This is a genomic window from Exiguobacterium sp. N4-1P, from assembly GCF_002214325.1.
The window spans coordinates 1802752-1828197 of record NZ_CP022236.1 but is presented as its reverse complement, the minus strand read 5'-3'; the positions used below and the strand labels follow the sequence as shown (position 1 = coordinate 1828197).

Genomic DNA, 25446 nt, shown 5'->3' with positions numbered 1-25446 from the left:
AGATGGTAACGCATTATCGGGATTATGAGAGTTTTAAACGCGTGGCTGTTCCTTTCCTTGAACAGCGCAGTGAGGTCCACCAATTGCCGCTCGGTATCTTGGCACGGGGGGATACGCCACTTTTGATGGCGATCGCTGAAGAAGACGACCGAAAAATCATCATCCTACAAACGATTGAAGAACAGGCGATTTTGGCAGGTGAAGCATTTTCGGATCCAAGCATGCGAAAACTTGCCCGGATTTTTGACTGTAAGGGATATGTCGGAGAACATGCGCTCGTCAAGCCGCTTCTTGCTCCGCATACGAAATACCGTGTGAAGATGGATCAAGGAATGTATGCCTTACATCACGTGACGGGACCACCGCAACTTGAATACGCTTTTCGTATCGTTGACGAACAGGCTGTCGACCAAGCCGTCTCGTTCGGATGGGACTTCATTTGCGAGACCGGTGCATTAGCCGTGACGGAGCGGAATCGTCTTCAAAATGAACAGACGATTCGTCGTCATAGTTCAAAGCAGACGTTATTTGGTCTGTTCGACGGGGACCGTCTCATATCCATGACGTCAGCTAGTCGACCGACGACGTCAGGCGTGACCGTCTCTTACGTCTATACGCCGCCGGAACTTAGAGGGCGAGGTCTTGCTTCTGATCTCGTGGCCCGTGTCTGTACCTATTTGCTGGAGCAAGCGTACCCGATGATCACACTCTATACGGACTGGTCGAACCCGACGTCCAATAAAATCTATCAAGCAATCGGCTTTCAACTCGTCGGTCGCTCGTTACAAATCACAAAAACCGATAAATACCGGTAGTCAAGAGTCGGTCTGTTTGTCTTTGACAACGGAACATAAGCTTTTTTCCTGTTTGGTGCGGGCGAAGCGAATGATTTTTTCAACACGGGATGAAAACTGTTGTTGCGGTGTTACAGCTATGCATCAAATCATGATAAATATAAAAACGCCGATGCTGCCGTCTGAAAATGGAAGCATCGGCGTTTCAATTTTGGATGTTGCCTACTTAAAACGTCGCGATGATTTTACCGCGGACGTGTCGTTCTGCCAACCGCTTTAGCCCTTCGACCAGTTGATCGGCTGGGATGATATCTGTGACGAGTGGATCGAGTTCATTCTGTTGCACGAGCAGAAGCAACGCCGATGCCATTTGACCAAGGTTACGGATGGCGCGGTCATTTTGACTCGCGTAAGCGGCAGCAAGCGCGACTTCATGGATTGACGGTGACAACGTAAACGGTTTGACGATCGACAAATCCGGACCGCCGGCGATATAAGCGAGTTGACCGGAAAAGGCGAGCCGTCCTAAATCGTCCGTCGCTTCTCTTCGGCCGACCGTATTCAAGATTAAATCGACACCACGTCCATCCGTCCAGTCGCGAATCACATCGGTGATGTTCTCCAGTTTATAATCAATCGCTAAGTCCGCCCCTAGTTGTCTGACCCAGTCATGATTTTCAGTCGACGCGGTTGTCGCGACACGTAAGCCAAGACGTTTCGCGAGCTGGATGCCGAACCCGCCAACACCACCGGCACCGGCGTGGATGAGAATCGTCTCTTTATCCGTCGTGTTCATCTTTTGATGGATCGCTTCATAAGCCGTCATCCCGGCGCAGAGAATCGCTGCGGCATCGGTAAAGCTGACGTCTTCCGGAATGAGGGCAAGTGCCCGTGCATCGACTGCAGCGTATTCCGCGAACGCTCCATTTTTTTGAAGGTTCGTATGAATCGCCACACGATCTCCAATCGAAAGACCAACTGTTTCTGAACCGACTTGCTCAACGACACCGGCTAAATCGACACCGGGAATATGCGGGAACGTCCAAGCGGGATTGTTCGTCGCTTTGTAATCGACAGGATTCAGGGCGACGGCTTTAACACGAATCAACGCTTCATGTGCTTTAAGTTGCGGCATCTCGACGTCACGGTACTGCCAATTTTCAATAGATGTTCCCTCTTGATTGAGCCACGCCTTCATGATTAATAGGCGCCTTCGGAGTACGTCAATTCATATGAGTGTGAATAGAGTTCGACGAGGTTACCGAACGGATCTTCACAATATACCATGCGGTACGGTTTTTCACCCGGGTAGTATTCACGAATCGGCATCCGTTGTTTGCCGCCGTGAGCCACAATTTTTTCGACCATGCCTTCAATATCCGGGTCTTGAATCGCGTAATGGAAAATACCTGTTTTCCAGAATTCGAAGTTATTTTCCGGTTGTTCATTGTTCGGGAATTCAAAGAGTTCGATTCCGATCCGGTCGCCTGTCGCCATATGCGCGATGCGGAATTTTCCCCATCCTGCTCCAAATACGTCCGTACACATGACGCCGATTGGGGAATCGTCTTCAATGACATCAGATGGTTCCATGATGACGTACCATCCCATAACCTCCGAATAAAATGTAATAGCAGCTTCTAAATCTGGGACCGAAAGTCCGATGTGTGAAAAATTACGTGGGTAAGTCATGTTTGTTGTCTCCTTTGCTTTTTGATTTACGCTAACGGTAACTTACGATACACTCGATTGCATAGTATGCACTTTGAAGTAACTACTTGAAGGAGAGACGAAAAGTAATGACGACAGAACAATTTCCAGTTAATCGAGCGCTCGAAATCATTGGTGGAAAATGGCGCCCACAGTTATATTGCACATTAGAGAACGGTCCTAAACGTTTTCTAGAATTGCATCGGTCGATTCCGGGCATCTCAAGGAAGGTGTTGACAGATCAATTAAAGGAACTTGAACGACTTGGCATGGTCGAACGGATTGAATTTGATGAAGCGGTCCTGCATGTCGAATACCGACTGACAGATGCTGCGTTTACGCTTCAACCGGCGATGAAAGGTTTATGTGCTTGGGGAGAGGGGAAAAAATAACTCGTTCCGATTATTTGTTAGGGGAGGTCTTTTAAATGAAAGTGACATATCACGGACAGTCAACGGTAACGATTGAAACGAATGGGCAACACATCGTGATTGACCCGTTTTTTAGTGGGAATGACAAAGCGATGACAAAACCGGAAGACGTCAAAGTAGATTTTATTCTATTGACCCACGCCCATGCCGATCATATGGCGGATGCGGAAACGATTGCGAAGTCGACGGGCGCGACGATTGTCGCAACACATGAACTAGCGACGTATTTAAGTTTTAAAGGGTTGAATGTTCATCCGATGAATATCGGCGGTCAATTTGAATTTCCATTCGGAAAAGTAAAAATGACGCAAGCCTTCCATTCTTCAAGCATCATTGATGAAGAGAAGCAGACCATCATGTACATGGGAATGCCGGCTGGCTTCTTACTGACGATTGAAGATAAGGTACTGTACCATGCAGGAGATACGGCGTTGTTCGGCGATTTAGCATTGTATGGGGCACATCATGACATTGCTCTTGCATTTTTACCAATCGGCGACAATTTCACGATGGGACCGGAAGATGCCTTAATCGCTGCCGATATGTTGCAGGCGAACGCGGTTGTACCGATTCATTACGATACATTCGACTTAATCAAACAAGATGCCAAATCTTTTTGTGATGAGCTTGAAGCGCAAGGGCAGACAGGTCATCCTTTAGCGATTGATGAATCGCTTGAACTGTAAAGCAGATTTTGAAAAATTAGCGCTAACTTAAAAGGAAGAAGGAGAATCATTTCAGCTGATTCTTCTTCTTCCTTTTTTTTACCGCCGTTCATTCTTCCGCCCGATGCCAAGACATTTACGATTTTCGTATGATGGAGAGAGGATGTTGACAGGACAATCATAAATTCGGAATAATGGAAGTGAACTGGATGGAGGTAAACGGATGGACGATACAACGAGTAGATCAGAACGAAAACGAAAACAGTCGACGTTTACACGTTTAAAAGCAAAACGACGAAAACAAAATGATTCTTTTGAAAGAATTGGTCAGCGCAAGCCTGTTCGCCGTCCGTGGATACTATATGCTTCGGTCGGATCAGCCCTTATTCTTCTATACGCGGTGACACTCTTACTTACGACAGATTCTTTATCTCGTGGTGAGACATTCAAGACGACGAACCGCTATAAAACATTACAAATCGAAGCACCGAACGCGAGCATCAACTTCGTTAGAAGCACGGATGGGAATGTTCAATTGAAACTGGTCGATAGTGCTTCAAGTAAAAAACGCTTAAAAGTCGGGACGTCAGGAAATACGATTACCGTGACAGGACGTGACGGCTGGCTGGCCCGATTCGGAAATCGCCCGAGCTTGAAAACGGGGGATTATGAGATTGAAGTTGGTTTACCCAGCTATATGAATCGGATTGATGTCGATGCGGCCTCGTTAACAGGGATGGGCGTTTTTGCCAAGGTGATTCAGCTTGACGCGGAGACGATTCGTCTGAACAAAATTAACGCAGATGACGTGACATTGATTGGGAGCGGATCTGTTGACATCGAGGATTTGAATGCTGTTCATGCTGATGTCACAGGAAAGAGTGTCAAACTCGACGAATATGGTGTGAAACTTGATTTAAGCGTCAAGACGATTGATGGAGCGATTCGATTAAATCCTGCAAAAACCGCTGGGACAATTACGGTTGAAACGGATGGAGATGTGAAAGCTGCAAAACGTTACACGAAATTAAAAGACGACAGTGCAGTTATTTATGAGCTGTCGAAACAAGAAAAGCCGGAAGTGACGGTTGAAAGTGAAGTCGGGCAGGTGACGCTCGAGTGAACATCCAATTTCGAATCGGTCTCCGTACCATTAAGACAGGGATCGCCGTCGCGATTGCGCTCAGCTTCTCTTGGTACGTCTTTGACATCTATTCTGGAATGGGAGCCGTCGCAGCAATCGTTGCGATGCAACCGACGATTCACCGCTCCTTTAAAATGTTCTTTAATCGAGTGTTCGGAACGATTTTAGGCCTTGTCTGTGGTCTCGTAGTCGTTGCGACGTTAGGGGCAAACCCCTTGACGATTGGGTTAGCCGTTATCGTGTCGCTCGTCTTCAACTCGATGATTGGTCGGACGGACATGTCGACGTTTGCTGCCTTTGCCATCGTTTTGATGTTTGAAAGTCCGACTGCCGATTATGTCCATTATGCCTTGACGCGGTCTCTGTTGACGGTCGTTGGTGTTTTATCGGCGGTCGCCGTCAACTATATCGTCTTCCCACCGCACTATGAAAACCGTTTGATGTTGCTCGTCAAAAAAACGACGCAACAATTAATGGAGGACTGGCGGAGTCTCGTTAAGGACGACGTAAAACTGCTGGCAGTCCGTAAGCAAGTGCTGAAACATGAAGAGATGATGTTAATGCTTCAAGAAGATCAAAAATATCCGCTCGTGACGAGTGGACAAAGTGAACCGTTTATTGAACTGAAGCAGCTCGTCGATTTAGAAGATAAATTACTGTTACTGCTTGAGAGTATCGCCAGTCACCGAGATATCCCGATGACGGATGAACAAGAAAAAATGCTCGGTCAAGAGATCGACTTTTTGTTGAGTCATCATTATGATGTGATTTTTTCGCATGAACGGAAACAATCAATGTTCTCGTTTGATGAAGAAGTGAATGAAGCGAAGGATATCATCAATGGGCATCTCCTTGATTACCGTGAACAGCTCGAAAAAATCAAGTAGATGTTCTCTCCGAGCGGGCGTCTCATAATATTTTCGTAAAAGAAGACGAACACGACAAAAAAGATGGAACGTCACTTCAAAGTGATGTTCCATCTTTTTTGGCGTGTAAATATCATTTTAGGCGAAGCGCTTGTACGAGACTCGCATCCGGAGTGACGTACAACGTCGTTTGATCCGTATAGATGACGAAACCGGGTTTGGCACCACTTGGCTTCTTGACATGACGGAGTTCCGTAAAATCGACAGGGACTTGACTCGATTCACGTGCTTTTGAATAATAAGCAGCAACCATCGCGGCTTCTTTTAATGTCGTTTCATCCGGTTCATCACTCCGAATGATGACGTGCGAGCCGGGTATGTCTTTCGTATGCAACCAGGTTTCGGAGCGTCGTCCGAATTTGAACGTCGCATAGTCATTTTGTTTGTTATTCTTACCGACGAAGAAGTCGATGCCCGTTGAAGATTGATAAGCTTCAAGTTTTGGGACGAGCGGTTTCTTTTTCTTTTTACTGCGCTCGCGTAAGTAGCCTTCTTCGACGAGTTCTTCGCGCATTTCCCGGATATCATCGGGTGATGCAACCTCGAGTTGGGCGAGTAACGACTCGAAGTAATCGATTTCGAGTTGGTTCTTCGTCAATTGTTTTGCGACTTCAACTTTGGCTGTCTTTAGTTTGTTGTAGCGTTTATAGTAACGCTGTGCATTTTCGTTCGGTGAGAAACGGGGATCGAGTGCAATTGTGATTTCTTTCCCGTCCTCATCATAATAATCGACGACGGTCGCTTCTTTCATCCCGCGTTGTAATTGATACAAGTAGGTCGTCAAGAGCTCACCTTTATGCTTCAGTTCATCCATCTTCTCAGTCGCCGCAAGGTCACGTTCGAGTTTCGTCCGTTTTAAGAGGTTCTTCTCGTATTCACTCTTAATGAAGCGTTCTAAATCCGCGGCCTGTTGTTTGACACGGTCGCGGTTCGATTTTTGATGGAAAAAGGCATCGAGGACGTCACCACTCGTCGTGAACGTTTTTTCATCGACAATCTCGCCATGCTGTAAGGCAACGGGCGAAAACCGTTCTTTCCCACTCGCGAGCCGTTGGAAATAGTACGGTCCTTCCAGTTCGTTCAAGACGGACCGGAGTGCTTCCGCGAGCGAAGTTCGATTGGCAAGCCCTGCACGCAAGACGACTTCTTCAGCGATTTGTGGGGATAGTCCACTGAACAGCCCGAGTAATTGACGGTCAATCTTACCGGCGTTCCAATCGATACGATGTAAGGCTGTTTCAATATCCCCGGTCAATGGATCGACTTTATCCTGTTGCGGCGGGAGTTGATATTGTAGTCCCGGCATGATCGTCCGGAACGTATTTTGACTGAGTGGAAGATGCTTAATCGCATCAAGGATTTTGTCCTGACCATCCGTCAATAGAATGTTCGAGTGACGTCCCATCAATTCGATGTACAATTTTTTAGCTTCTTCGTCACCGAGTTCATTGCGGGAACGAATACGCATCAAAATGACACGGTCCCGTCCTAATTGTTCAATTGATTCGATGAAGCCACCTTCTAGATGCTTCCGGAGCATCATGCAAAACATCGGGGGTTCGCTAGGATTGCTCGTCGATTCGCTCGTCATATGCAAACGTGCATACATTGCGTTCGCAGATGCGAGTAGGGTGACGTTCTTACGATCGGCCCGGATGCTAAAAATTAAATCGAGTGCGTACGGTTGATGAATCTTGTTGATCCGCCCACCGACGAGCATCTGTAGTTCGTTGACGACACGTGTCGTCATCAATCCATCAAAAGCCATGATATTACCTTCTTTCCTGATTTCGTTTCCACTTTCTAAAGGTAACAGAAACGGCTTCGTTATGGTATGATAAAGCAGTCGAGCTAGAAAAAGATTACTTGCGAACTTCCTGTCTATACTGCTAATATGAAACAATGTGAAGTTTGTTAGATGGAGGGGTTCTGAAGTGATTTTCAAAGAGCGTGGCTTATTACTCGTATTATCTGGTCCAAGTGGTGTTGGTAAAGGGACGGTTTGTCGTGCCTTACGTGAAGACGAGGACAATAATTTGCATTATTCGGTGTCATGTACGACACGGAAACCGCGTGAAGGAGAAATTGATGGTGTTCATTATTTCTTCAAAACACGTGATGAGTTCGAGCATATGATTGAAAACAATCAATTACTTGAGCATGCAGAATTTGTTGGGAATTATTACGGTACACCAGTTGACTGGGTGAACAAAATCTTAGATGAAGGTAAAGATGTCATCTTAGAAATCGAAGTACAAGGTGCGATGCAAGTGAAGGAGCACTTCCCGGAAGCGGTCTTCTTGTTCTTGGCGCCTCCGAGTCTTCAAGAATTACGCAATCGTCTCATCGGGCGAGGGACTGAATCAGAAGAAGTCATCAAACAACGTCTCCTCGTTGCAAAAGAAGAGATTGAAATGATGGATGCTTATGATTATGTCGTGACGAATGATGAAATTCACAAAGCGTGTGATCGGATTCAAGCAATCGTCACTGCGGAACATTGTAGTCGGGAACGCGTTGCGTCCCTTTATAAAAAAGCCATGGAGGTTAAATAACATGTTATATCCATCAGTAGATAAGCTACAAAAGAAAGTCCCTTCTAAATACACAATTGTGACGGTCGCTGCTAAACGAGCGCGTCAAATTCAAGACGGAAAACGTGTGAAAGTCGCGAATCCGAAATCACATAAGCCAGTCGGAAAAGCCCTTGAAGAGCTCTACTTCGGAGAGGTATTGGTCACGAACCAACCGCAAGACTAATTTTGAAGCAGCCACTCCTCATTGTGGCTGTTTTTTTCAATAAGGAGGAGTTCAATATGCTAACGAATCGTAATATCTTACTCTGCGTCGGAGGTGGAATTGCCTCCTATAAAGCGGCAGCACTCGCCTCGAAACTTGTCCAGGCGGGGGCGAACGTCCAAGTCGCAATGACGAAAAATGCGCAACAATTCGTCGGGAAGACGACGTTTGAGGCATTGACACGGAAGCCGGTCTATGATGATGTCTTCATCGAACATGATGCTTCGAAAATCGCGCATATCGATTTAGCGGACGAGGCGGATTTGATTCTCGTCGCTCCAGCGACAGCGAATTTGATTGCCAAACTCGCGACAGGCATCGCCGACGATTTCATCACGACGACGATTCTCGCTGCGAAGTGTCCTGTCGTCGTCGCACCGGCGATGAACGTCAATATGCTCGAACATCCGGCGACAGTCCGAAATCTCGATCAATTGATGGCAGACGGCGTCCAGGTGATTGCACCAGGAGTCGGTAATCTTGCTTGTGGATGGGTCGGGAAAGGACGTCTTCCGGAGCCTGAGGATTTAGTCGAGACCATCAAAGGGCTCTTCGAGACGAAACCACTTGCCGGGCGTCATGTATTAGTCAGTGCCGGTCCGACAATCGAACGGATTGATCCGGTCCGTTATCTAACAAATGATTCGTCCGGAAAAATGGGTGTTGCGCTAGCAGAAGCAGCACGTGATTTTGGCGCTACGGTGACACTCGTCCATGGACCGATTAAAGGCGAATTGCCGAGCGGGATGACGACAGTGGCGATTGAATCAGGAGACGAGATGCTCCATGAGATGCTTACGCGTTATGCGGCACAAGATTTAGTCATCATGGCGGCAGCAGTGGCCGATTATCGTCCAACGGTTCAATATACGAAAAAACAGAAAAAAATCGATGGGCCGTTACGGATTGAACTCGAAGAGACGACGGACATTTTACGGACGTTGGGTGAGCAGAAGACGCATCAAGTGCTTGTCGGGTTCGCGGCTGAGACGGAACAAGTCGAAGTTCACGCTCTGAAAAAACTAGAGCGAAAGCATGCTGATTTTATTGTCGCAAATGATGTCTCCCGTCCGGACATCGGATTTTCAAGTGACGAAAACCAAGTGACGGTTTTCGGGAAAAATGGTCCCGCTAGACACTACGGTCAACAACTGAAAACGGATTTAGCGAAAGTTTTACTGGAACAATTCGCTGAGGTCTTACGATGATTGCTGAAGTCATCGTCGATGTAGCAGCAGCGACCGTCGACCGACCGTTCGATTATGAAGTACCGGAATTGTGGCAGAATCTTGTCGTTCCCGGCATGCGAGTCGAAGTACCCTTTGGGCCACGGGCGTTACTTGGCATCGTCGTCGCGACAAAGGAAGAAAGCGATTTGACACGGATTAAACCGATTGTCCGTGTTCTTGATGAAGTTCCGACCTATACGGAGGAACTGTTAGAACTTTCCTCGTATCTGTCGGAGACGACACTTTGTTATCAAGCGACGGCGTTACTCGCGATGTTACCCGCGGCGTTAAAGGTCAGTTATGATAAACTGATTTTGACGGAAACTGCTCGATTTTCGAACTGGAACCGCAAAAAAATCAGTCAGTTCCCGAGTGAAGTCCAACAGGAAATCTTACTCGCCGCACGCCAAGGCGAGATTGAGCTCCAACCGGTCGTCAAAGAAAAAAAGACGACGAAAACGGACAAACGGATTCGCCTGCTCGATCCGTCGATTCCGTTGTCGAGTCAAGCAACGAAACAAGTATTGTTGCGGGACTATTTAATCGAACAGAAAGAGACGATGTGGAGTCACGTCATGCATGAGCTCGATTTGACATTAAGCATCGTCCATACGCTAGAACGTAAAGGTGTCCTCAGTGTCGAAACGGTGGACATCCATCGCAATCCCTACGAACATTTGACGCAGGATATCTTTACGCCTGCGATGCTGACAGACGATCAACAGGCGGCGGTCGACGCGATTACGGCGCCGGACGAAACGGCGACCTTTTTACTGCATGGTGTGACCGGCAGTGGAAAAACGGAAGTTTACCTCGAGTCGATTCACGCGATGCTTGAACGGGGACGACAGGCGATTTTGCTTGTGCCCGAAATTAGTCTGACACCGATGATGGTCAAACGATTCAAGCGTCGGTTCGGGGAACGGGTCGCCGTCTTGCATAGCGGGTTGTCGCTCGGTGAGAAGTACGATGAATGGCGCAAGATTGCGCAAGGGGAAGTCGATGTCGTCGTCGGGGCACGCTCTGCCGTGTTTGCACCACTGACGAATGTCGGCATCATCATCTTAGATGAAGAACATGAAACAACGTATAAGCAAGAAGAAAATCCAAGGTACCATACGCGAGATGTCGCCACGTGGCGGGCTGCGTTCCATCATTGTCCGGTCGTCCTCGGAAGTGCGACACCGATTCTTGAGACATACGCCCGGTCGCAAAAAGGGGTCTATCAGTATTTACCGCTCAAGGAACGATTCGGTGGCGAGTTGCCTCCGGTCGATATCATCGACATGCGTAAAGAACTCGAGCGCGGGAACCGGACACCGTTTAGCTTGCCGCTGATCGAAGGAATCAAACAACGGATTGAGCGGGGCGAACAAACAGTCCTGCTACTCAATCGACGTGGTTATACGACGTTTGTCCTGTGTCGTGATTGTGGAGAGACGTTGCAGTGTCCGCACTGTGCTGTCAACTTGACGTATCATCAACAAGCCGATCGTCTCAAATGCCATTACTGTGGTTTCGAGGCAGCGATGCCAAAAGAATGTCCATCCTGTTCGTCGAAAAAAATTCGACAGTTCGGGACGGGGACGCAAAAGATTGAAGAAGAACTGGCACATTTGATTCCGGAAGCGAAAATCATTCGAATGGATCAAGATACGACGTCGCGTAAAGGCGCACACGAAAAGTTACTCAATGCGTTTGAACGACGCGAGGGAAACATTTTACTCGGGACGCAGATGATTGCGAAAGGGCTAGATTTTCCGAATGTCACACTCGTCGGTGTCATCGCAGCAGATGCGACACTTGGAATTCCTGATTTTCGGGCGAGTGAACGGACGTTCCAGTTGATTACGCAAGTCTCCGGACGCGCCGGTCGCGGTGAACTGGCTGGGCAATCCATCATCCAAACGTACAATCCCGAGCATTACGTCATCCAATCCGCAAAGCAACATGATTATGAAACGTTTTATAAACGTGAGATGCAATTACGTAAACTAGGTGGGCATCCCCCATTTTGGTTTTTAGGACTCATAACGATTTCAGCGGCGCATCCGCTTGAAGCGCAGGCGGAAGCGGAAGCAATTGCGGCACAACTACGACATCTTGAGTCAGACGACCTCGTCGTCAATGGTCCACTCGATGCACCGCTCGCCCGACTGAAAAACATGTATCGGCAGCAAGTCATTATAAAACACAAAGGTCAAGAAGAGGTGCGGGAGGCACTCCGCGCGATGCTCGCATTACGCATCAAACAAAAGATCCAAGTAACAGTGGATTTAAATCCATTCGTATTTATGTGAGGTGGCAGTATGTATAAAGTAGTAGAAGTTCCAAATGACGTATTGCGTCAGACGTGTCAACGCGTCACGAAGTTTGATAAAAAGTTAGGCAAGATGATCGATCGAATGTTCGACACGATGTACGAGTATGACGGCGTCGGACTCGCAGCACCACAAGTTAATCAGCCGATCCGTGTCGCCGTTGTCCATACCGATGACGAGACAGGTCCGATTGAGTTGATCAACCCGGAAATCCTCGAATCAAGTGGATCGCAAATCGATGACGAAGGGTGTTTGAGTATGCCTGGTGTCTTCGGTCCTGTCGAACGATTCGACCACATCGTCGTCAAAACACAAGACCGCCTTGGACGCAGCGTTAAAATCAAAGCAAGTGGTTTTTTCGCGCGTGCAATCCAGCATGAGATGGATCATCTCGACGGCGTGCTGTTCACGGATAAACTCGTTGAACAGGATGCGGCACCACGTGTCGTTTTCATGGGGACGCCTGAATTTGCAGCGAGTACGCTCCGTGAAGTGATTGATGCTGGGTACAATGTCGTCGGTGTCGTCTCGCAGCCGGATAAACCGGTCGGACGAAAACGCGAAATTAAACCGACACCGGTCAAAGAAGTCGCACTTGCCCACGCGATTCCTGTCTTGCAACCGATGAAGATTCGCGAGGATTACCAAGACTTGCTCGACCTGAACCCGGACATCATCATCACGGCAGCTTACGGACAAATCGTTCCGTCTGCCGTACTTGAGGCTCCGAAATATGGCGCAATCAATGTCCACGCGTCCTTGTTACCGAAGTACCGCGGTGGGGCGCCGATTCACCAAGCCATCATCGATGGTGAGACGGAGACCGGCGTGACAATCATGTATATGGTCGATCGCTTGGACGCGGGAGACATGTTATCAAAAATCATCGTCCCGATTGAAGAACGGGATACGGTCGGCACGATGTTCGAAAAATTGAGTGACGCTGGAGCACGTTTATTGATTGAAACGCTCCCGCAGTTATTTGCTGGCAGACTAACACCAGAAGCGCAACGAGAAGAAGACGTGACATTTTCTCCGAATATCAGTCGGGAACGGGAACGGCTTGATTTCTCTCGTCCGGGGGAAGAACTTTATAACCAAATCAGAGGAATGAACCCATTCCCGAGTGCCTATACGCTACTTGGCAAAGATCGACTTAAAGTCTACTTCGCTGAGAAGTGTGAAGGGACCGGAACACCAGGAGAAATCATTGCGCTCGACAGCGATGGTCCGGTCATTGCGACGGGCTCGGATATCGCCTTGAAACTCGTCGATCTCCAACCTGCCGGAAAGAAACGGATGGATGGTGCGACCTTCATGCGTGGGATTGGTCAGACGCTCGAAATCGGACAGAAAGTAGGCGAAGACGCATGAATGTACGCGATGCTGCAGTCACGACGTTATTGAAAATTGGACAAGGTGGTGCATTTTCGACGATCTCCGTCCACCAAATGCTTGAAAAACGGGCGATTTCAAAAGCCGATGTCGGATTATATACAGAACTCGTTTATGGGACACTCAGCCGTGAGTTGACACTCGACTATATTCTCGATCCGTTGCTCGCGTCACAAAAAAAACTCGATCCCTTCATGCGACCTTTGCTCCGGATGAGTGTCTATCAGTTATTTTATCTAGACCGGATTCCGGATCACGCCGTCATCAACGAAGCGGTCGAAATCGCGAAAACGCGTGGAAAACCGCATATCGCAAAAGTTGTCAACGGTGTCTTACGTAACGTTTTACGTCAAGGGAAACCAGACTTCTCGACGATTCCTTCAACGAGCAAACGAATCAGCATTGAGACGAGTCACCCGGAGTGGCTTGTCGAGCGCTGGATTGAATTGTTCGGGGAAGACGAGACGTTGAAGATTTGTCAAATCAACAACGAAGCGGCACCCGTCACGGTCCGCGTCAATCGGAATAAAGCGACCGTCGAAGAAGCCGTCGAATTACTCGAAGCCCAAGGTGTCTTTGCTAAACCAGCCGCCGTCGCCCCGGACGGACTTGAAATCATCAGTGGCAGTGTCCAACAAACGGATTTGCTCGACCGTGGGTATCTCTCGCTTCAAGATGAGAGTTCGATGCTCGTTGCGCGGGCCGTCGGAGCAGAACCGTCTGACCATGTACTCGACAGTTGTGCAGCACCGGGTGGGAAAGCGATGCATATTGCGGAAGGATTGACGACAGGTTCGTTGACGGCACTTGATTTACACACACATAAAATTAAATTACTAAAAAAACAGGCAGAACGGCTTGAACTCGATACGGTAGAAGCAGAAGCCCTCGACGCACGAAAAGTCGGCGACCGGTTCGATGCAGAATCGTTTGACCGGATTCTCGTTGATGCACCGTGCTCTGGACTCGGTGTCATCCGCCGGAAACCCGACATTAAATGGACAAAGCAACCAGAAAATTTAACACAGTTACCTGTCATTCAGCGACAAATCATCGAGGCAGTTCTTCCGCTCGTCAAGCGCGGAGGGACATTCGTCTATTCGACGTGTACGATTGATCCAGTCGAAAATGAACAACAAACGGAATTTATCTTAAGCCAAGGGTTTGTTTTTGATGAGTCGTTCAAAGGGCGAATGCCAGAAAACGTGCAGGCGTTGATTTCAGAACGGGCAGAGCTCAAGTTGCTTCCGACGACGCTTGGGACCGACGGATTTTACATCGCAGCCTTTAAAAAGCAAGGATGACACGCACGCTGAATTTTCTTAAATGCATCAACAGTAGGTGAGATAGAAGAGGAGGACGGTCATGGAGTTAGCTTATCTGACGACGACTGGAAAAGTTCGATTGCAAAACGAGGATACGGTGTTACTCGTTGGTGATGAAAAACAAGGGCTTGCCGTCGTCGCTGACGGAATGGGTGGTCACGCGGCAGGTGAGAAGGCAAGCGCGATTGTGCATCAAGTATTTGCTGATGCCTATGCGGACATGCCAAGCCGACCAGCTGAATTATCTTCTTGGATTGAACAGCAAGTGCAGGAAGCCAATTCTAAAATCTTACAGTACTCCAAGACAGAAAACTTGGCCGTCGTCGGAACGACGATGGCGTGCGTCTGTTGGTCGGACGAACTCCTCGTTATCGGTCATGTCGGGGATAGTCGAGTCTATGCGATTGAAGAAGGTCAACTGAAGCAACTGACAGATGATCATTCTTATGTCAATATGCTTAAGCAATTAGGTGAACTGTCGGAAGAAGAAGTCGAAAATCATCCACGTCGAAACGTCATCACGCGCTCGATTGGCTCGAACGAACTCGTCGACGTCGACGTCCAAGTCCGGGATGCACCAGATTATGAAATTGTCCTCGTCTGTAGTGACGGATTAACGGATGAAGTCCCTTATGAAGTAATACAACAGCTGCTACAAGAAGATGCGCCACTCGAGCAAATCGTTGAACGATTAGTTTTTGAGGCGAATGAGCGGGGTGGAGCAGACAACATCACCGTTGCTGCCATCCGTTTCAAAGAAAGAAAGAGGGGCTGAATATGCGATACGGAGATCGATTAAATGACCGCTACCGCATAGAACGGCTAGTTGGAAATGGCGGGATGGCGAATGTCTATCAAGCTTATGATGAAATCTTAAAACGGAATGTCGCAATCAAAATTTTACGGACTGAATTTTCGCATGATGAACAATTCATCCGGCGCTTTGAGCGCGAAGCTCATGCTGCGACAAGTTTGAACCATCCGAATATCGTTGCCGTCTATGATGTCGGTGAAGAGGATTCGATTTACTATATCGTGATGGAGTTCATCGATGGGATGACGTTGAAAACCTACTGTGAAGGACGACCGCTCGCAATCAATAAAGCGGTTGAAATCATCAGTCAGATTTGTGACGCGATTGATCATGCCCATGCCCATCGCATCATCCACAGAGATATAAAACCACAAAATATGCTCGTCCGAGAGGATGGTACGGTCAAGGTGACGGACTTCGGTATTGCCGTCGCGATGTCGAACGCGACATTGACACATACGATGTCCGTTCTTGGTTCAGTGCATTACTTCTCACCTGAGCAGGCAAAAGGAAAATTTGCCGATGAAAAATCGGATATTTATTCGCTCGGTGCTGTCCTTTATGAACTCGTGACAGGACACGTCCCGTTCGAAGGAGATTCACCCGTTGCCGTGGCATTAAAACACTTGCAAGATACAGCGCGGCGGCCATCCGTCTTGAATCCTTCCGTGCCGCAAGCGCTAGAAAACTGTATCATGCAGGCACTAGCGAAGGCCCCGCACGATCGGCAACAATCCGTTGCTGAATTTCGGGAAGATATGGTGACGGCATTATCTGTTGAACGAGCAGATGAAGGGGTTCGCGGGGAAGATCCGATGGAGCAAACGATGGTGTTAAGTCCAGTCTCGGCTCCGTCCGGAACTCCGGTCAAGGAAGAAGAAGCTACGGTCGCGACAGTTGTACCGAAGCAAAAGAAAAAAAAGCGATGGTGGATTGTGCTCGTATTCCTCCTCCTACTCGGAGGTGCCGCGACAACGTTCGCGATGTGGCCGGATCCGACAGTCGTTGTGCCGGATGTCGCAAAAGAAGATGCGGACGAGGCCGAAAAACAACTTGAGAAACTCGGTTTTATCGTCGAATCGACTAAGCGATCGAGTGATACGATTGATGAAGGACTTGTCATCAGTCAAGCACCGCGGGCAAAAGTGACCGTCAAAAAAGGTTCGACGGTCAATCTTGTTGTCTCGACGGGCAGTGATCCGGTCGAAGTGCCGGATGTAACGGACGAAACAGAGAAAAAAGCGACCTCGATCTTGAAGGATGCTGGGTTCTCAAAAGTAGATGTCGAAAAAGAAGAGTCGGAAGACATCAAACAAGGCAATGTCATCCGGCAATCGATTTCAGCCGGAACAGAAGTGATTGCAAAGGAACAGACGATTACAATCACGGTATCCGAAGGTTCGTCAGCGTTTGAATTGAAGGATTTGACGAACATGTCGAGTGCTGAAGCAAAAGCGTACTTGGACGCGACAGGTCTCGACGGTACATTCGAACAAGAATTTTCGAGTGAAGTCGAACTGGACCAAGTCATTCGTCAATTTCCGCAAGCGGGTGTCAAAGTCGAGCCGAACGATTCCGTGACGGTCTTTATTTCAAAAGGGGAGGAAGAACAAACCGTGACGGCGACCTTCCCGGAAAAAGTAGCCTACGATGCTGTAGGTGAAGGGGATGAAGATCCGCCGCGGCAAGTCATTCGAATCGAGACGGATGATGCTAAAGGGAAACGTACGGTGATTGAAGAGTCGATTGACAGTGATGAAACATTTGATGTTCCGGTGACGATTGATCCGGGCGAAGAAGGAAAAATCACAATTTATAAAGATGATGTAGTGTATCGCTCGAAAACGATTACCTATAAACAAGCGAAAGCAGAACAATGAGTGTGCTACGAACCGCAAATTGAAGGAGGGCATGGGATGGCAGAAAATCGTATCGAAGAAAATCGGGACGGGACGATCATTCGTCTACAAGGTGGGTTTTATGATGTCATGACGACGCAGGGCGAGGTGCGATCGCGCGCTCGGGGAAACTTCCGAAAACGTGGTATCAGTCCTGTTGTAGGAGATGAGGTCGTATTGCATATCGAAAGCGAAACTGGATACATTTTAGAAGTGAAGGAACGGCAAAATTTCCTGGTTCGTCCACCGGTCGCAAACATCGATCAAGCGTTGCTTGTCGTCTCAGCAGCAGAACCGGACTTTTCAGCCCATTTGCTCGATCGATTTTTAGTCTTAATCGAAGCAAAAGAGATTCAACCTATCATTATCTTGACGAAGATGGATTTGTTGCAAGGAACAGCGGAAGCAGAAGTCCGGACGGCGATTGCCGGTTACCGACAAATCGGTTATCAGGTGATTGAGACGTCGAGTGAGACGCTAGAAGGGGTAGAGGAAGTCCGCCCGCTACTCAAGGAAAAAACAAGTGTGCTCGCGGGACAGTCGGGAGTCGGAAAAAGTTCATTGTTGAATGCGCTCGATGCGACGCTCGATCTCGAGACGAGCCACATCTCGAAATCGCTCGGACGCGGACGACATACGACGCGTCATGTGACGTTAATTCCGCTTGCAGAGGGCTTGATTGCTGATACGCCAGGGTTTTCGAACCTCGATTTTCCACACGAGATGGAAATCGAAGAATTACGTTGGTGTTTTCCAGAATTCGTCGCACGGCAAGATACGTGCAAATACCGTGGTTGCCTGCATTTAAACGAACCAGGCTGTGCTGTCAAAAAATCAGTTGAGGGAGAAGAAATCATGTCCTCACGCTATACGAATTATGGTATGTTTGTAGAGGAAATCAAGAATCGAGCGCGGAGGTATTGAAATGATTAAAATCGCACCATCTATTTTATCAGCAGATTTCGCCAACCTAGAACGAGACGTTAAAGCTGTCGAGGCGGCAGGAGCAGATTACATCCATTTCGACGTCATGGACGGCCAGTTCGTCCCGAACATTTCATTTGGTCTACCCGTCCTCAGTAGTCTTCGTCAAAAGACGGACATGGTCCTTGACGTTCATTTAATGATCGATCGACCAGAAAACTTCGTCGAAGCGTTTGTAGCGGCAGGAGCGGATATTGTCACCTTCCATGTTGAAGCGACGAATCATGTCCATCGTGTCTTGCAACAAATTAAAGGGGCTGGAGCAAAGGCCGGCGTCGTGCTGAATCCACACACGTCACTGTCGACGATTGAACATGTCCTAGAAGAAGTCGACATGGTCTTGTTGATGACGGTCAATCCAGGATTTGGCGGACAAGCTTTCTTGCCGAGCGTCATGACGAAGCTGAAGCAATTAGCGATGATCAAAGCAGAGCGCGGTTTGACGTTCGAAATTGAAATCGATGGTGGTGTCAACGCGGAAACGGCAAAACTGTGTATCGACAATGGGGCAAACGTCCTTGTCGCAGGTTCTGCAATCTACAATGCACCAGACTATGCAGAAGCCATCACTAGTATTCGAAACGCGGCTCACGTATAATAGAGCCAAGACAATTAAATTTTGACCGCAAGGGGTGTCGCGTCAAGCGGCTGAGAGAAGTGAGTAGACTTTAACCCTTCGAACCTGTTCCGTTCAGACGGACGTAGGGATGTGGCGCACGCAGGCAGTACGGCGTCCGTCGTACTGCCTTTTTGTTGTCATCATTATTTTATTTTTAGGAGGAACACAGTATGAAACGATTACGAATGTTAATGGAGATTGCGATTTTCGCGAGTCTCGGTGTTGTATTTGATTTATTGATTCCGTTCAAAATGCCACAAGGCGGATCCATCAGCTTAGCGATGTTACCGATTTTCGTCATGGCCTTTCGTCACGGCGTCGTTGGTGGTGTCATCACGGGTGCGCTCGTCGGAACGATTCAATTGATGTTCGCTCCGCAAGTCTTGACGGTCGTCCAACCGCTGCTTGACTATACGCTTGCATATGGTGTCGTCGGTTTGAGTGGAGTGTTTGCAGGCCAAGTCAAAAAAGCAGCAACAGAAGGTCAAAAAAAGCGTCTCATGACGATTGTTTTGTTTGCGACCTTGTTAGGTGCCGGTCTACGTTACATCTGTCATGTCATCAGTGGAATCGTCTTTTTTGCAGAGTATGCCAAAGGACCGGTCGTTCCTTACTCGTTCATTTATAACGCGACGTATATGGCTCCGTCGTACGTTTTATGTGGGGTCGTTGCAGGTATTTTGCTTACGACAGCACCACGTCTTTTACGTTACTCCGCTCGCGGTATTTAAAGATGAGAGTTTTAATCGTTGCGGCAGGACCGGTAGAAGACGTCCCGACGCTCGCACCATTCGTGAAAGACAAGACGATGATTATCGGTGTTGACGGCGGGATTGCGACATTAGTGGAGCAAGGACTTGATTTTGATGTGGCAATCGGTGACTTTGATTCGCTCGGATACGTTCCGGATGGTGGATTGCTTCATCCGGCAGAAAAAGATGAAACGGACTTAGAACTAGCGTTACGTTACGCTACCGAACAGGCTGCAGGTGCTGAACTACTCATCTTTGGTGCGACGGGTGGTCGGCTCGACATGACGCTACAGAACGTCTATTTGTTAAAACAATTTCCGATGGCACGACTCGTGACGAAACGTGAGGATGTCCGGTACTGGAAAACCGGTCAGTACGAACTCGCGTCTGAAGGGTATCATTACCTGTCATTCATTCCCCTTGTCCCGTCGAACTTGACGTTACGCGGCGTCAAATACCCCTTGACGGAGCATCCTGTTCCGGTCGGTGGTTCGCTGACGGTCAGCAATGAGTGGGTTGGTGTTGCGCAAGTGACGGTCGTCGAAGGGGAAGTCCTCGTCCTGCGCACGCATGAAAAATAAAAACGCGATAGACGCGATTCCATCATATCTCGCTGATGCGACCGGGACATGCGTTCTTCAAGTACACGTCATGACGTCATGAACAAAAAGATAGGTATGGCAAACGCCGATGACTCCGTATGTAAAACGGAAGCATCGGCGTTTTGATTTATTAGTCAGTCGACTGTTTAAGTTCAACGGATTCCGGCACCCGGTGTATCCAGGGCCAGATAACAAGTCATCGTTGTTCGTTTTGAAGTGTCGAACTGGCTGCTTGTTGTTCGCTTTTTGCAGCGATATGTTTTCCTTTGACGAAAAGATGGTAACTTGCCCATGTCAGTAGGAAGAAAGGGACGCCGAGATATAAGGCGACGCGTTGATCGGCTTGAAAACCCAAACTGATTAAGACGAGCAGATTGAGTGAGAATGAGAGGATGGGTAAGACTGGGAAGAACGGTGTTTTGAACTTCAGTTCGTCAAGCGTGTGTCCTGCCTTGATGAATTGGCGTCGGAAAGCGATTTGCGAAGCGGAAATCGAGATCCAACCGACTTGTGCTCCGAGACCGGCGATGGATAATAGCCAGATGAAGACGGTATCTTCTGCGAAGAATGCCGTCAATAAGGATAACATCGCGAACAGCATCGTGAACGTTAAGGCGCGCATCGGCACACCCCGCTGATTGACGATGGCGAGTTTCTTTGAAATCATGCCTTCTTGCGACATCGACCAGAGCATGCGTGTCGCAGCATACAGTCCAGAGTTTCCGACGGATAAGAGTGCCGTCAAAACGACGATGTTCATCAAATCTGCAGCATATGGGATACCGATTGCGTCAAATACCATGATGAAGGGACTGCTGATGCCGCTCGCCAATTCATACGGAATTAAAGCCCCGATAATTGTAATCGAGAGGACGAAGAAAATAAACGTCCGCCAAACCGTATTACGAATCGCTTTCGGAATCGATTTTTCTGGATCACTCGATTCCCCGGCAGCGACACCAATCAATTCTGTTCCTTGGAAAGCGAAGTTGACGGCAATCATCGTCGTCAAGACGCCGAGAGCCCCGTTCGGAAACCAGCCGTTCGCCGTGAAGTTCGCGAACAACGTAGCTGGTCGTTCAGCCGCCATATCAATCCATCCGAACCATGCGGCTCCCCCGAGTCCGATGAAGAACAGGATGGCGAGTACTTTAAGACTTGAAAACCAAAATTCTGCTTCTCCGAATGCTTTCGCAGAGATCGCGTTCAATCCGAATAAGATGACGGTAAATAAGGCGCACCAGATGACGACGGGAACCTGTGGAAACCAGCGATCCATCAGACTACCGGCAGCTGTGATTTCAAGAGCGACGGTCACGGCCCAGCCGAGCCAATAAATCCAACCGACGGCAAAACCGATGCCTGGACCGATAAAACGTGTCGTATACGTTTGGAATGAACCGGACACAGGCATGTGGACAGCCATCTCTCCTAGACAGAGCATCGTTAAGTACATGATTGTTCCGCCGACGATGTAACTGAGGACCGCCCCGAGTGGTCCTGCTTGCGAAATCGTCAACCCTGAACCGAGAAATAACCCCGTCCCGATAATACCACCAAGCGAAATCATGAATAGATGTCGGCTTGTCATGGCTCTTTTTAACTGCATGATGAATTCCCCCTTGAGCAATAAAGTAACTGCCAACTTATTGTAAGCGTTTTCAAATGCTGCGACAATTACTTTAGGAGAAAAATAAAAAAGACGACAAAAAAACCGGAAGGGAAGATTCCCGTCCGGTTTTTGCGCCTTATACGCGTTCGACTTTACCTGATTTAAGAGCTCGAGCTGAAACCCAAACCTTTTTAGGTTTACCGTCAACGAGGATACGTACTTTTTGTACGTTGACTCCCCAAGTGCGTTTCGTTTTGTTCAATGCGTGTGAACGGTTGTTTCCCGACTTCGGCGATTTTCCAGTAACGTAGCATTTACGTGCCATGCGTTCCGCCTCCTTTTATGTTGTTTTGCGTTCGTCCTAATAGACACTTTGCTATCTTAGCATGGTGTCAGGACGGTTGCAACATAAAAAAAGTAGCTGACAAGAAAAAAACTTGACAGAGAACCTCAAAATTTAAAATAATGGATGAGGATGATGGTAAAAGTTCATTTGACCGCTACTATTTTTCACTTATTCATTGTATAGTCAGTACGGCGACTTTTCAATAGTAGGTCCTTATAGTAGAATTACGAGAAGAACACAATTAGTTAAAGGGGGCTACTCAGGTGGCGATCGAGATGAAAACGACCTATGGAAAGATTGATGTAGATAATGATGTCGTCGCGCAACTGGCGGGCGGAGCAGCAATGGAATGTTTTGGTGTCGTTGGTATGGCATCACAATCACAAATCAAAGATGGGCTAGCTGAATTATTGAAACGTGAGAATTTTGCACGTGGCGTCATCGTTCGACAATCTTCAGAACAAGTTCACATCGATATGCATATCATTGTGAGTTACGGTACGAAAATTTCTGAAGTCGCGAACAATGTTCAAAGCCGTGTTAAATATACGTTGAACCAAGCGTTAGGGTTAGAAGTGACATCTGTAAATATTTTTGTCCAAGGAGTCCGTTTGACGAATGTCTAAGACGGAAATAGAGGAGGAAACTTTAGTGAGTGTAGATCGTTTAACAGGAGCCCAATTAGTCAAGATGATTCAAAATGGCGCGGCAAATCTCTATCAAAATGCAGATTTCGTCGATTCACTGAACGTGTTCCCTGTGCCGGATGGCGATACAGGAACGAACATGAACTTGACGATGACATCTGGATCGAAAGAAGCAACAAACGCAACATCTGATTCTGTCGCAGACGTCGCATCAATATTCGCACGAGGTCTTTTAATGGGGGCACGTGGGAACTCTGGTGTTATCTTAAGTCAATTATTCCGTGGTTTCTCGAAATCGATTGAAGGAAAACAAACAATCGATACGAAGGAATTCGCAGATGCCTTGCAAAAAGGTGTTGATACAGCATACAAGGCCGTCATGAAGCCAGTCGAAGGGACGATTTTAACAGTTGCTCGTGAAACAGCAGTCGCTGCGATCGCACAATCGGAAACAACGACGGACTTACTTGAATTGATGCGCGGGATTGTCGAAGCATCAAAAGTTTCACTCGAAGGAACACCCGATCTTTTACCGGTCTTAAAAGAAGTCGGTGTCGTCGATTCTGGTGGACAGGGACTTGTTTGTATTTATGAAGGCTTCCTTGCGACACTCGAAGGAAAAGAACTTGAAAAACCGCATGCTCCTGTCATGGAAGCACTCGTCGAAGCAGAGCATCATAAATCGGCTCAAAGCTTCATGTCGACAGAGGAAATCCATTACGGTTACTGTACAGAAATCATGGTTCGTTTCCAAGATGATAAGTTAGCGAATGCACCGTTCAGTGAAGAAGCATTCCGTAACGAATTATCTGAGTTCGGAGATTCACTGCTCGTCGTCGCAGATGAAGAGTTGCTCAAAGTTCATGTCCATGTCGAGACACCAGGTGATGTCATCAACAAAGGACAAAAATTTGGTGAGCTCGTCGCGGTTAAAATCGAAAACATGCGCCAACAACACTCAACGATTCTAGAAGAAGAAGGCGTCAATCACGTAACAGCTCCAGTTGCAACGAAAGCGAAAGCGAAATCTGCACTCGTCACGGTCGCAATGGGCGAAGGGATCAGTGAGCTCTTTAAATCACTCGGTGTCAGCATCGTCATCGAAGGTGGACAGACGATGAATCCATCGACGGAAGATATCGTCAAAGCGATTGAAGACGCGCATGCGGAGCACGTCTATGTGTATCCGAACAACTCGAACATCATCATGGCGGCTGAACAAGCAGCATCTGTTGCATCATGCGGCGTGACGGTCGTGAAATCAAAAACGGTCCCACAAGGACTGGCTGCGACAATCGTCTACAACCCGGAAGCGACAGTCGATGAGAACGAGCGTCACATGATGGATGCGATTGGTGCTGTCAAGTCAGGACAAATCACATATGCTGTCCGTGATACGAGTATCGATGGTGTCGAGATTAAAAAAGATGATCACATGGCGATTGCGGAAAAACAAATCGTCGCAACGGATCACTCGAGTCTCGGTGCAGCGAAGAAACTCATCGATACGCTCGTCACGGAAGATGACGAAATCGTAACGATTTTATTTGGAGAAGGCGTAGCCCAAGATGAAGTCGACGAGTTAGTCGCTTACATCGAATCTGTCAATCCGGACGCTGAAGTCGAAGTTCACGACGGAAAGCAACCGCTCTATTCATATATTCTTAGTGTTGAATAAAGAATAAAGGTGAAGTTACCTTTTCACGAATCCCACCATCTGCGATAATAGAGGTGGGATTTTGTTTTGTTTAAAAGAGAGGGGGAAATGAAATGAAGTATCGTAGTGTATTTGATATCATCGGTCCTGTCATGGTAGGACCATCGAGTTCCCATACGGCAGGAGCAGCACGAATCGGTTTGATGGCGGGTAAGTTGTTCGGGGAAACGCCAACAGACATTTATATCACGTTTTATGGATCATTTGCCGATACGTACCGGGGGCACGGAACCGACGTAGCGATCATTGGTGGGGTGCTTGGTTATGATACGTTTGATGATCGGATTCCTGAGTCGATTAAAATCGCCGAAGGGAAAGGGATTCGGATTCATTTTGAAACGAGTGAAGCACTGACGGACCATCCGAACACGGCGCGAGTCCATTTGACTGACGGAGAAAATCAATTTGAACTCGTCGGCATTTCAATTGGCGGAGGAACGATTGAAATTACAGAATTGAATGGTGTACCGTTGCGCCTCTCAGGTGGCGGGCCGGCACTTGTCGTCCTGCACCACGACCGTTTCGGGGCGATTGCGGCAGTCACAAGTATTCTCGCAGACTATGAAATTAACATTGGTCACATGGAAGTGTCGCGCCACGAAAAAGGACGTCAAGCCTTGATGGCGATTGAAATCGATGATCGGATGCCTAAAGAAGTGCTTGAAGAAATTAACCGGTTACCACAAGTCGAACGATCCGTCATGATGGGAGAGTGA

General features: G+C 47.9%; 25 protein-coding genes, 1 pseudogene and 1 riboswitch. Of the genes and pseudogenes, 21 read left to right on the top strand and 5 right to left on the bottom strand.

Annotated features, from left to right (window positions below):
* The first annotated feature begins 2 nt into the window (after positions 1-2).
* Positions 3-815 carry a GNAT family N-acetyltransferase gene (locus tag A0126_RS09555; RefSeq protein ID WP_088837412.1) on the top strand — a complete coding sequence of 271 codons (813 nt, stop codon included), beginning with the start codon at positions 3-5 and terminating at the stop codon, positions 813-815.
* 205 nt (positions 816-1020) lie between these two features.
* Here A0126_RS09555 and A0126_RS09550 read toward each other — a convergent pair whose 3' ends face one another.
* Together A0126_RS09550 and A0126_RS09545 are read right to left on the bottom strand one after the other, a co-directional pair.
* On the bottom strand, positions 1021-1992 hold the full coding sequence (locus A0126_RS09550; protein ID WP_088837411.1) for a zinc-binding dehydrogenase: 972 nt from the start codon (positions 1990-1992) through the stop codon (positions 1021-1023).
* A gap of 2 nt (positions 1993-1994) precedes the next feature.
* Positions 1995-2486 (bottom strand): lactoylglutathione lyase family protein, encoded by a 492-nt coding sequence (locus tag A0126_RS09545; protein ID WP_088837410.1) that lies wholly within the window; start codon positions 2484-2486, stop codon positions 1995-1997.
* 107 nt (positions 2487-2593) lie between these two features.
* Here A0126_RS09545 and A0126_RS09540 point away from each other — a divergent pair, with 107 nt between their 5' ends.
* The 4 genes from A0126_RS09540 to A0126_RS09525 all read left to right on the top strand — a co-directional run bounded on the left by A0126_RS09540 (position 2594) and on the right by A0126_RS09525 (position 5631).
* On the top strand, positions 2594-2896 hold the full coding sequence (locus A0126_RS09540; protein WP_088837409.1) for a winged helix-turn-helix transcriptional regulator: 303 nt from the start codon (positions 2594-2596) through the stop codon (positions 2894-2896).
* Between the two features lie 35 nt (positions 2897-2931).
* Positions 2932-3621: a metal-dependent hydrolase gene (locus A0126_RS09535; protein ID WP_088837408.1), complete on the top strand. Its 690-nt coding sequence runs from the start codon at positions 2932-2934 to the stop codon at positions 3619-3621.
* 202 nt (positions 3622-3823) lie between these two features.
* A complete protein-coding gene (locus A0126_RS09530) occupies positions 3824-4723 on the top strand; it encodes a DUF4097 family beta strand repeat-containing protein (protein WP_088837407.1) in 900 nt (299 codons plus the stop codon).
* Positions 4720-5631: an FUSC family protein gene (locus tag A0126_RS09525; protein ID WP_088837406.1), complete on the top strand. Its 912-nt coding sequence runs from the start codon at positions 4720-4722 to the stop codon at positions 5629-5631. Before A0126_RS09530 ends, A0126_RS09525 begins: the two co-directional genes overlap by 4 nt.
* A 112-nt stretch (positions 5632-5743) precedes the next feature.
* On the opposite strand, the gene A0126_RS09520 is transcribed toward A0126_RS09525, so the two are convergent.
* Entirely contained in the window at positions 5744-7438 is a 1695-nt protein-coding gene (locus tag A0126_RS09520) for an Rqc2 family fibronectin-binding protein (RefSeq protein WP_088837405.1), read from the bottom strand.
* Between the two features lie 169 nt (positions 7439-7607).
* Between A0126_RS09520 and gmk the strand changes: the two genes are divergently transcribed.
* The 13 genes and pseudogenes from gmk (at position 7608) to A0126_RS09460 (ending at position 20387) form a co-directional block, all read left to right on the top strand.
* On the top strand, positions 7608-8225 hold the full coding sequence (gene gmk / locus A0126_RS09515) for a guanylate kinase (RefSeq protein ID WP_200872407.1): 618 nt from the start codon (positions 7608-7610) through the stop codon (positions 8223-8225).
* 1 nt (position 8226) lies between these two features.
* Positions 8227-8430: a DNA-directed RNA polymerase subunit omega gene (gene rpoZ, locus A0126_RS09510; RefSeq protein WP_029330878.1), complete on the top strand. Its 204-nt coding sequence runs from the start codon at positions 8227-8229 to the stop codon at positions 8428-8430.
* Between the two features lie 56 nt (positions 8431-8486).
* Complete coding sequence (gene coaBC, locus A0126_RS09505; RefSeq protein ID WP_088837404.1) at positions 8487-9677, top strand: bifunctional phosphopantothenoylcysteine decarboxylase/phosphopantothenate--cysteine ligase CoaBC; 1191 nt, start codon at positions 8487-8489, stop codon at positions 9675-9677.
* Positions 9674-11998, top strand: a complete 2325-nt coding sequence (priA, locus tag A0126_RS09500) for a primosomal protein N' (RefSeq protein ID WP_088837403.1) — start codon at positions 9674-9676, stop codon at positions 11996-11998. Before coaBC ends, priA begins: the two co-directional genes overlap by 4 nt.
* Positions 11999-12007: 9 nt before the next feature.
* Positions 12008-12439: pseudogene (def, locus tag A0126_RS19515) on the top strand (peptide deformylase); the annotation flags it as partial.
* 33 nt (positions 12440-12472) lie between these two features.
* On the top strand, positions 12473-13393 hold the full coding sequence (gene fmt, locus A0126_RS09495) for a methionyl-tRNA formyltransferase (protein WP_239456909.1): 921 nt from the start codon (positions 12473-12475) through the stop codon (positions 13391-13393).
* Complete coding sequence (gene rsmB, locus A0126_RS09490; protein WP_088837401.1) at positions 13390-14718, top strand: 16S rRNA (cytosine(967)-C(5))-methyltransferase RsmB; 1329 nt, start codon at positions 13390-13392, stop codon at positions 14716-14718. The genes fmt and rsmB overlap by 4 nt, the downstream gene beginning before the upstream one ends.
* Positions 14719-14779: 61 nt before the next feature.
* On the top strand, positions 14780-15514 hold the full coding sequence (locus tag A0126_RS09485) for a Stp1/IreP family PP2C-type Ser/Thr phosphatase (protein ID WP_088837400.1): 735 nt from the start codon (positions 14780-14782) through the stop codon (positions 15512-15514).
* Positions 15515-15516: 2 nt separating this feature from the next.
* Positions 15517-17433, top strand: a complete 1917-nt coding sequence (pknB, locus tag A0126_RS09480) for a Stk1 family PASTA domain-containing Ser/Thr kinase (protein ID WP_088837399.1) — start codon at positions 15517-15519, stop codon at positions 17431-17433.
* Positions 17434-17469: 36 nt separating this feature from the next.
* The gene (rsgA, locus tag A0126_RS09475) at positions 17470-18375 is read left to right on the top strand and encodes a ribosome small subunit-dependent GTPase A (RefSeq protein WP_088837398.1); all 906 of its coding nucleotides are present in this window, start codon (positions 17470-17472) and stop codon (positions 18373-18375) included.
* Between the two features lies 1 nt (position 18376).
* Complete coding sequence (gene rpe, locus A0126_RS09470) at positions 18377-19033, top strand: ribulose-phosphate 3-epimerase (protein ID WP_029330870.1); 657 nt, start codon at positions 18377-18379, stop codon at positions 19031-19033.
* 20 nt (positions 19034-19053) lie between these two features.
* Positions 19054-19160: riboswitch (TPP riboswitch) on the top strand.
* Positions 19161-19224: 64 nt separating this feature from the next.
* Positions 19225-19785, top strand: coding sequence for an energy-coupled thiamine transporter ThiT (thiT, locus tag A0126_RS09465; RefSeq protein WP_088837397.1), 561 nt, complete (start codon positions 19225-19227; stop codon positions 19783-19785).
* A 2-nt stretch (positions 19786-19787) separates the two neighbouring features.
* Positions 19788-20387 (top strand): thiamine diphosphokinase, encoded by a 600-nt coding sequence (locus A0126_RS09460; RefSeq protein WP_088837396.1) that lies wholly within the window; start codon positions 19788-19790, stop codon positions 20385-20387.
* Positions 20388-20604: 217 nt separating this feature from the next.
* On the opposite strand, the gene A0126_RS09455 is transcribed toward A0126_RS09460, so the two are convergent.
* Positions 20605-22017: an amino acid permease gene (locus tag A0126_RS09455; RefSeq protein ID WP_088837395.1), complete on the bottom strand. Its 1413-nt coding sequence runs from the start codon at positions 22015-22017 to the stop codon at positions 20605-20607.
* Between the two features lie 139 nt (positions 22018-22156).
* The gene (rpmB, locus tag A0126_RS09450; protein ID WP_023468758.1) at positions 22157-22345 is read right to left on the bottom strand and encodes a 50S ribosomal protein L28; all 189 of its coding nucleotides are present in this window, start codon (positions 22343-22345) and stop codon (positions 22157-22159) included.
* Positions 22346-22629: 284 nt separating this feature from the next.
* On the opposite strand from rpmB, the gene A0126_RS09445 reads away from it, so the two are divergent.
* From A0126_RS09445 to sdaAB, 3 genes are all read left to right on the top strand, one after another.
* Positions 22630-22992: an Asp23/Gls24 family envelope stress response protein gene (locus tag A0126_RS09445; protein WP_029330866.1), complete on the top strand. Its 363-nt coding sequence runs from the start codon at positions 22630-22632 to the stop codon at positions 22990-22992.
* A 25-nt stretch (positions 22993-23017) separates the two neighbouring features.
* Positions 23018-24691: a DAK2 domain-containing protein gene (locus A0126_RS09440; protein WP_369834716.1), complete on the top strand. Its 1674-nt coding sequence runs from the start codon at positions 23018-23020 to the stop codon at positions 24689-24691.
* 92 nt (positions 24692-24783) lie between these two features.
* Positions 24784-25446: an L-serine ammonia-lyase, iron-sulfur-dependent subunit beta gene (gene sdaAB / locus A0126_RS09435; RefSeq protein ID WP_088837393.1), complete on the top strand. Its 663-nt coding sequence runs from the start codon at positions 24784-24786 to the stop codon at positions 25444-25446.

Excerpts from the sequence above, each read along its gene's own strand:
- rpoZ (WP_029330878.1), top strand. The coding sequence starts at position 8,227 with ATGTTATATCCATCAGTAGATAAGCTACAAAAGAAAGTCCCTTCTAAA.
- A0126_RS09530 (WP_088837407.1), top strand. The coding sequence starts at position 3,824 with ATGGACGATACAACGAGTAGATCAGAACGAAAACGAAAACAGTCGACG.
- rpmB (WP_023468758.1), bottom strand. The coding sequence starts at position 22,345 with ATGGCACGTAAATGCTACGTTACTGGAAAATCGCCGAAGTCGGGAAAC.
- priA (WP_088837403.1), top strand. The coding sequence starts at position 9,674 with ATGATTGCTGAAGTCATCGTCGATGTAGCAGCAGCGACCGTCGACCGA.
- rsgA (WP_088837398.1), top strand. The coding sequence starts at position 17,470 with ATGGCAGAAAATCGTATCGAAGAAAATCGGGACGGGACGATCATTCGT.
- A0126_RS09455 (WP_088837395.1), bottom strand. The coding sequence starts at position 22,017 with ATGCAGTTAAAAAGAGCCATGACAAGCCGACATCTATTCATGATTTCG.
- A0126_RS09540 (WP_088837409.1), top strand. The coding sequence starts at position 2,594 with ATGACGACAGAACAATTTCCAGTTAATCGAGCGCTCGAAATCATTGGT.
- A0126_RS09555 (WP_088837412.1), top strand. The coding sequence starts at position 3 with ATGGTAACGCATTATCGGGATTATGAGAGTTTTAAACGCGTGGCTGTT.
- A0126_RS09535 (WP_088837408.1), top strand. The coding sequence starts at position 2,932 with ATGAAAGTGACATATCACGGACAGTCAACGGTAACGATTGAAACGAAT.
- sdaAB (WP_088837393.1), top strand. The coding sequence starts at position 24,784 with ATGAAGTATCGTAGTGTATTTGATATCATCGGTCCTGTCATGGTAGGA.
- A0126_RS09545 (WP_088837410.1), bottom strand. The coding sequence starts at position 2,486 with ATGACTTACCCACGTAATTTTTCACACATCGGACTTTCGGTCCCAGAT.
- A0126_RS09550 (WP_088837411.1), bottom strand. The coding sequence starts at position 1,992 with ATGAAGGCGTGGCTCAATCAAGAGGGAACATCTATTGAAAATTGGCAG.
- A0126_RS09485 (WP_088837400.1), top strand. The coding sequence starts at position 14,780 with ATGGAGTTAGCTTATCTGACGACGACTGGAAAAGTTCGATTGCAAAAC.
- fmt (WP_239456909.1), top strand. The coding sequence starts at position 12,473 with ATGGGGACGCCTGAATTTGCAGCGAGTACGCTCCGTGAAGTGATTGAT.
- rpe (WP_029330870.1), top strand. The coding sequence starts at position 18,377 with ATGATTAAAATCGCACCATCTATTTTATCAGCAGATTTCGCCAACCTA.
- pknB (WP_088837399.1), top strand. The coding sequence starts at position 15,517 with ATGCGATACGGAGATCGATTAAATGACCGCTACCGCATAGAACGGCTA.
- A0126_RS09520 (WP_088837405.1), bottom strand. The coding sequence starts at position 7,438 with ATGGCTTTTGATGGATTGATGACGACACGTGTCGTCAACGAACTACAG.
- A0126_RS09460 (WP_088837396.1), top strand. The coding sequence starts at position 19,788 with ATGAGAGTTTTAATCGTTGCGGCAGGACCGGTAGAAGACGTCCCGACG.
- thiT (WP_088837397.1), top strand. The coding sequence starts at position 19,225 with ATGAAACGATTACGAATGTTAATGGAGATTGCGATTTTCGCGAGTCTC.
- rsmB (WP_088837401.1), top strand. The coding sequence starts at position 13,390 with ATGAATGTACGCGATGCTGCAGTCACGACGTTATTGAAAATTGGACAA.
- coaBC (WP_088837404.1), top strand. The coding sequence starts at position 8,487 with ATGCTAACGAATCGTAATATCTTACTCTGCGTCGGAGGTGGAATTGCC.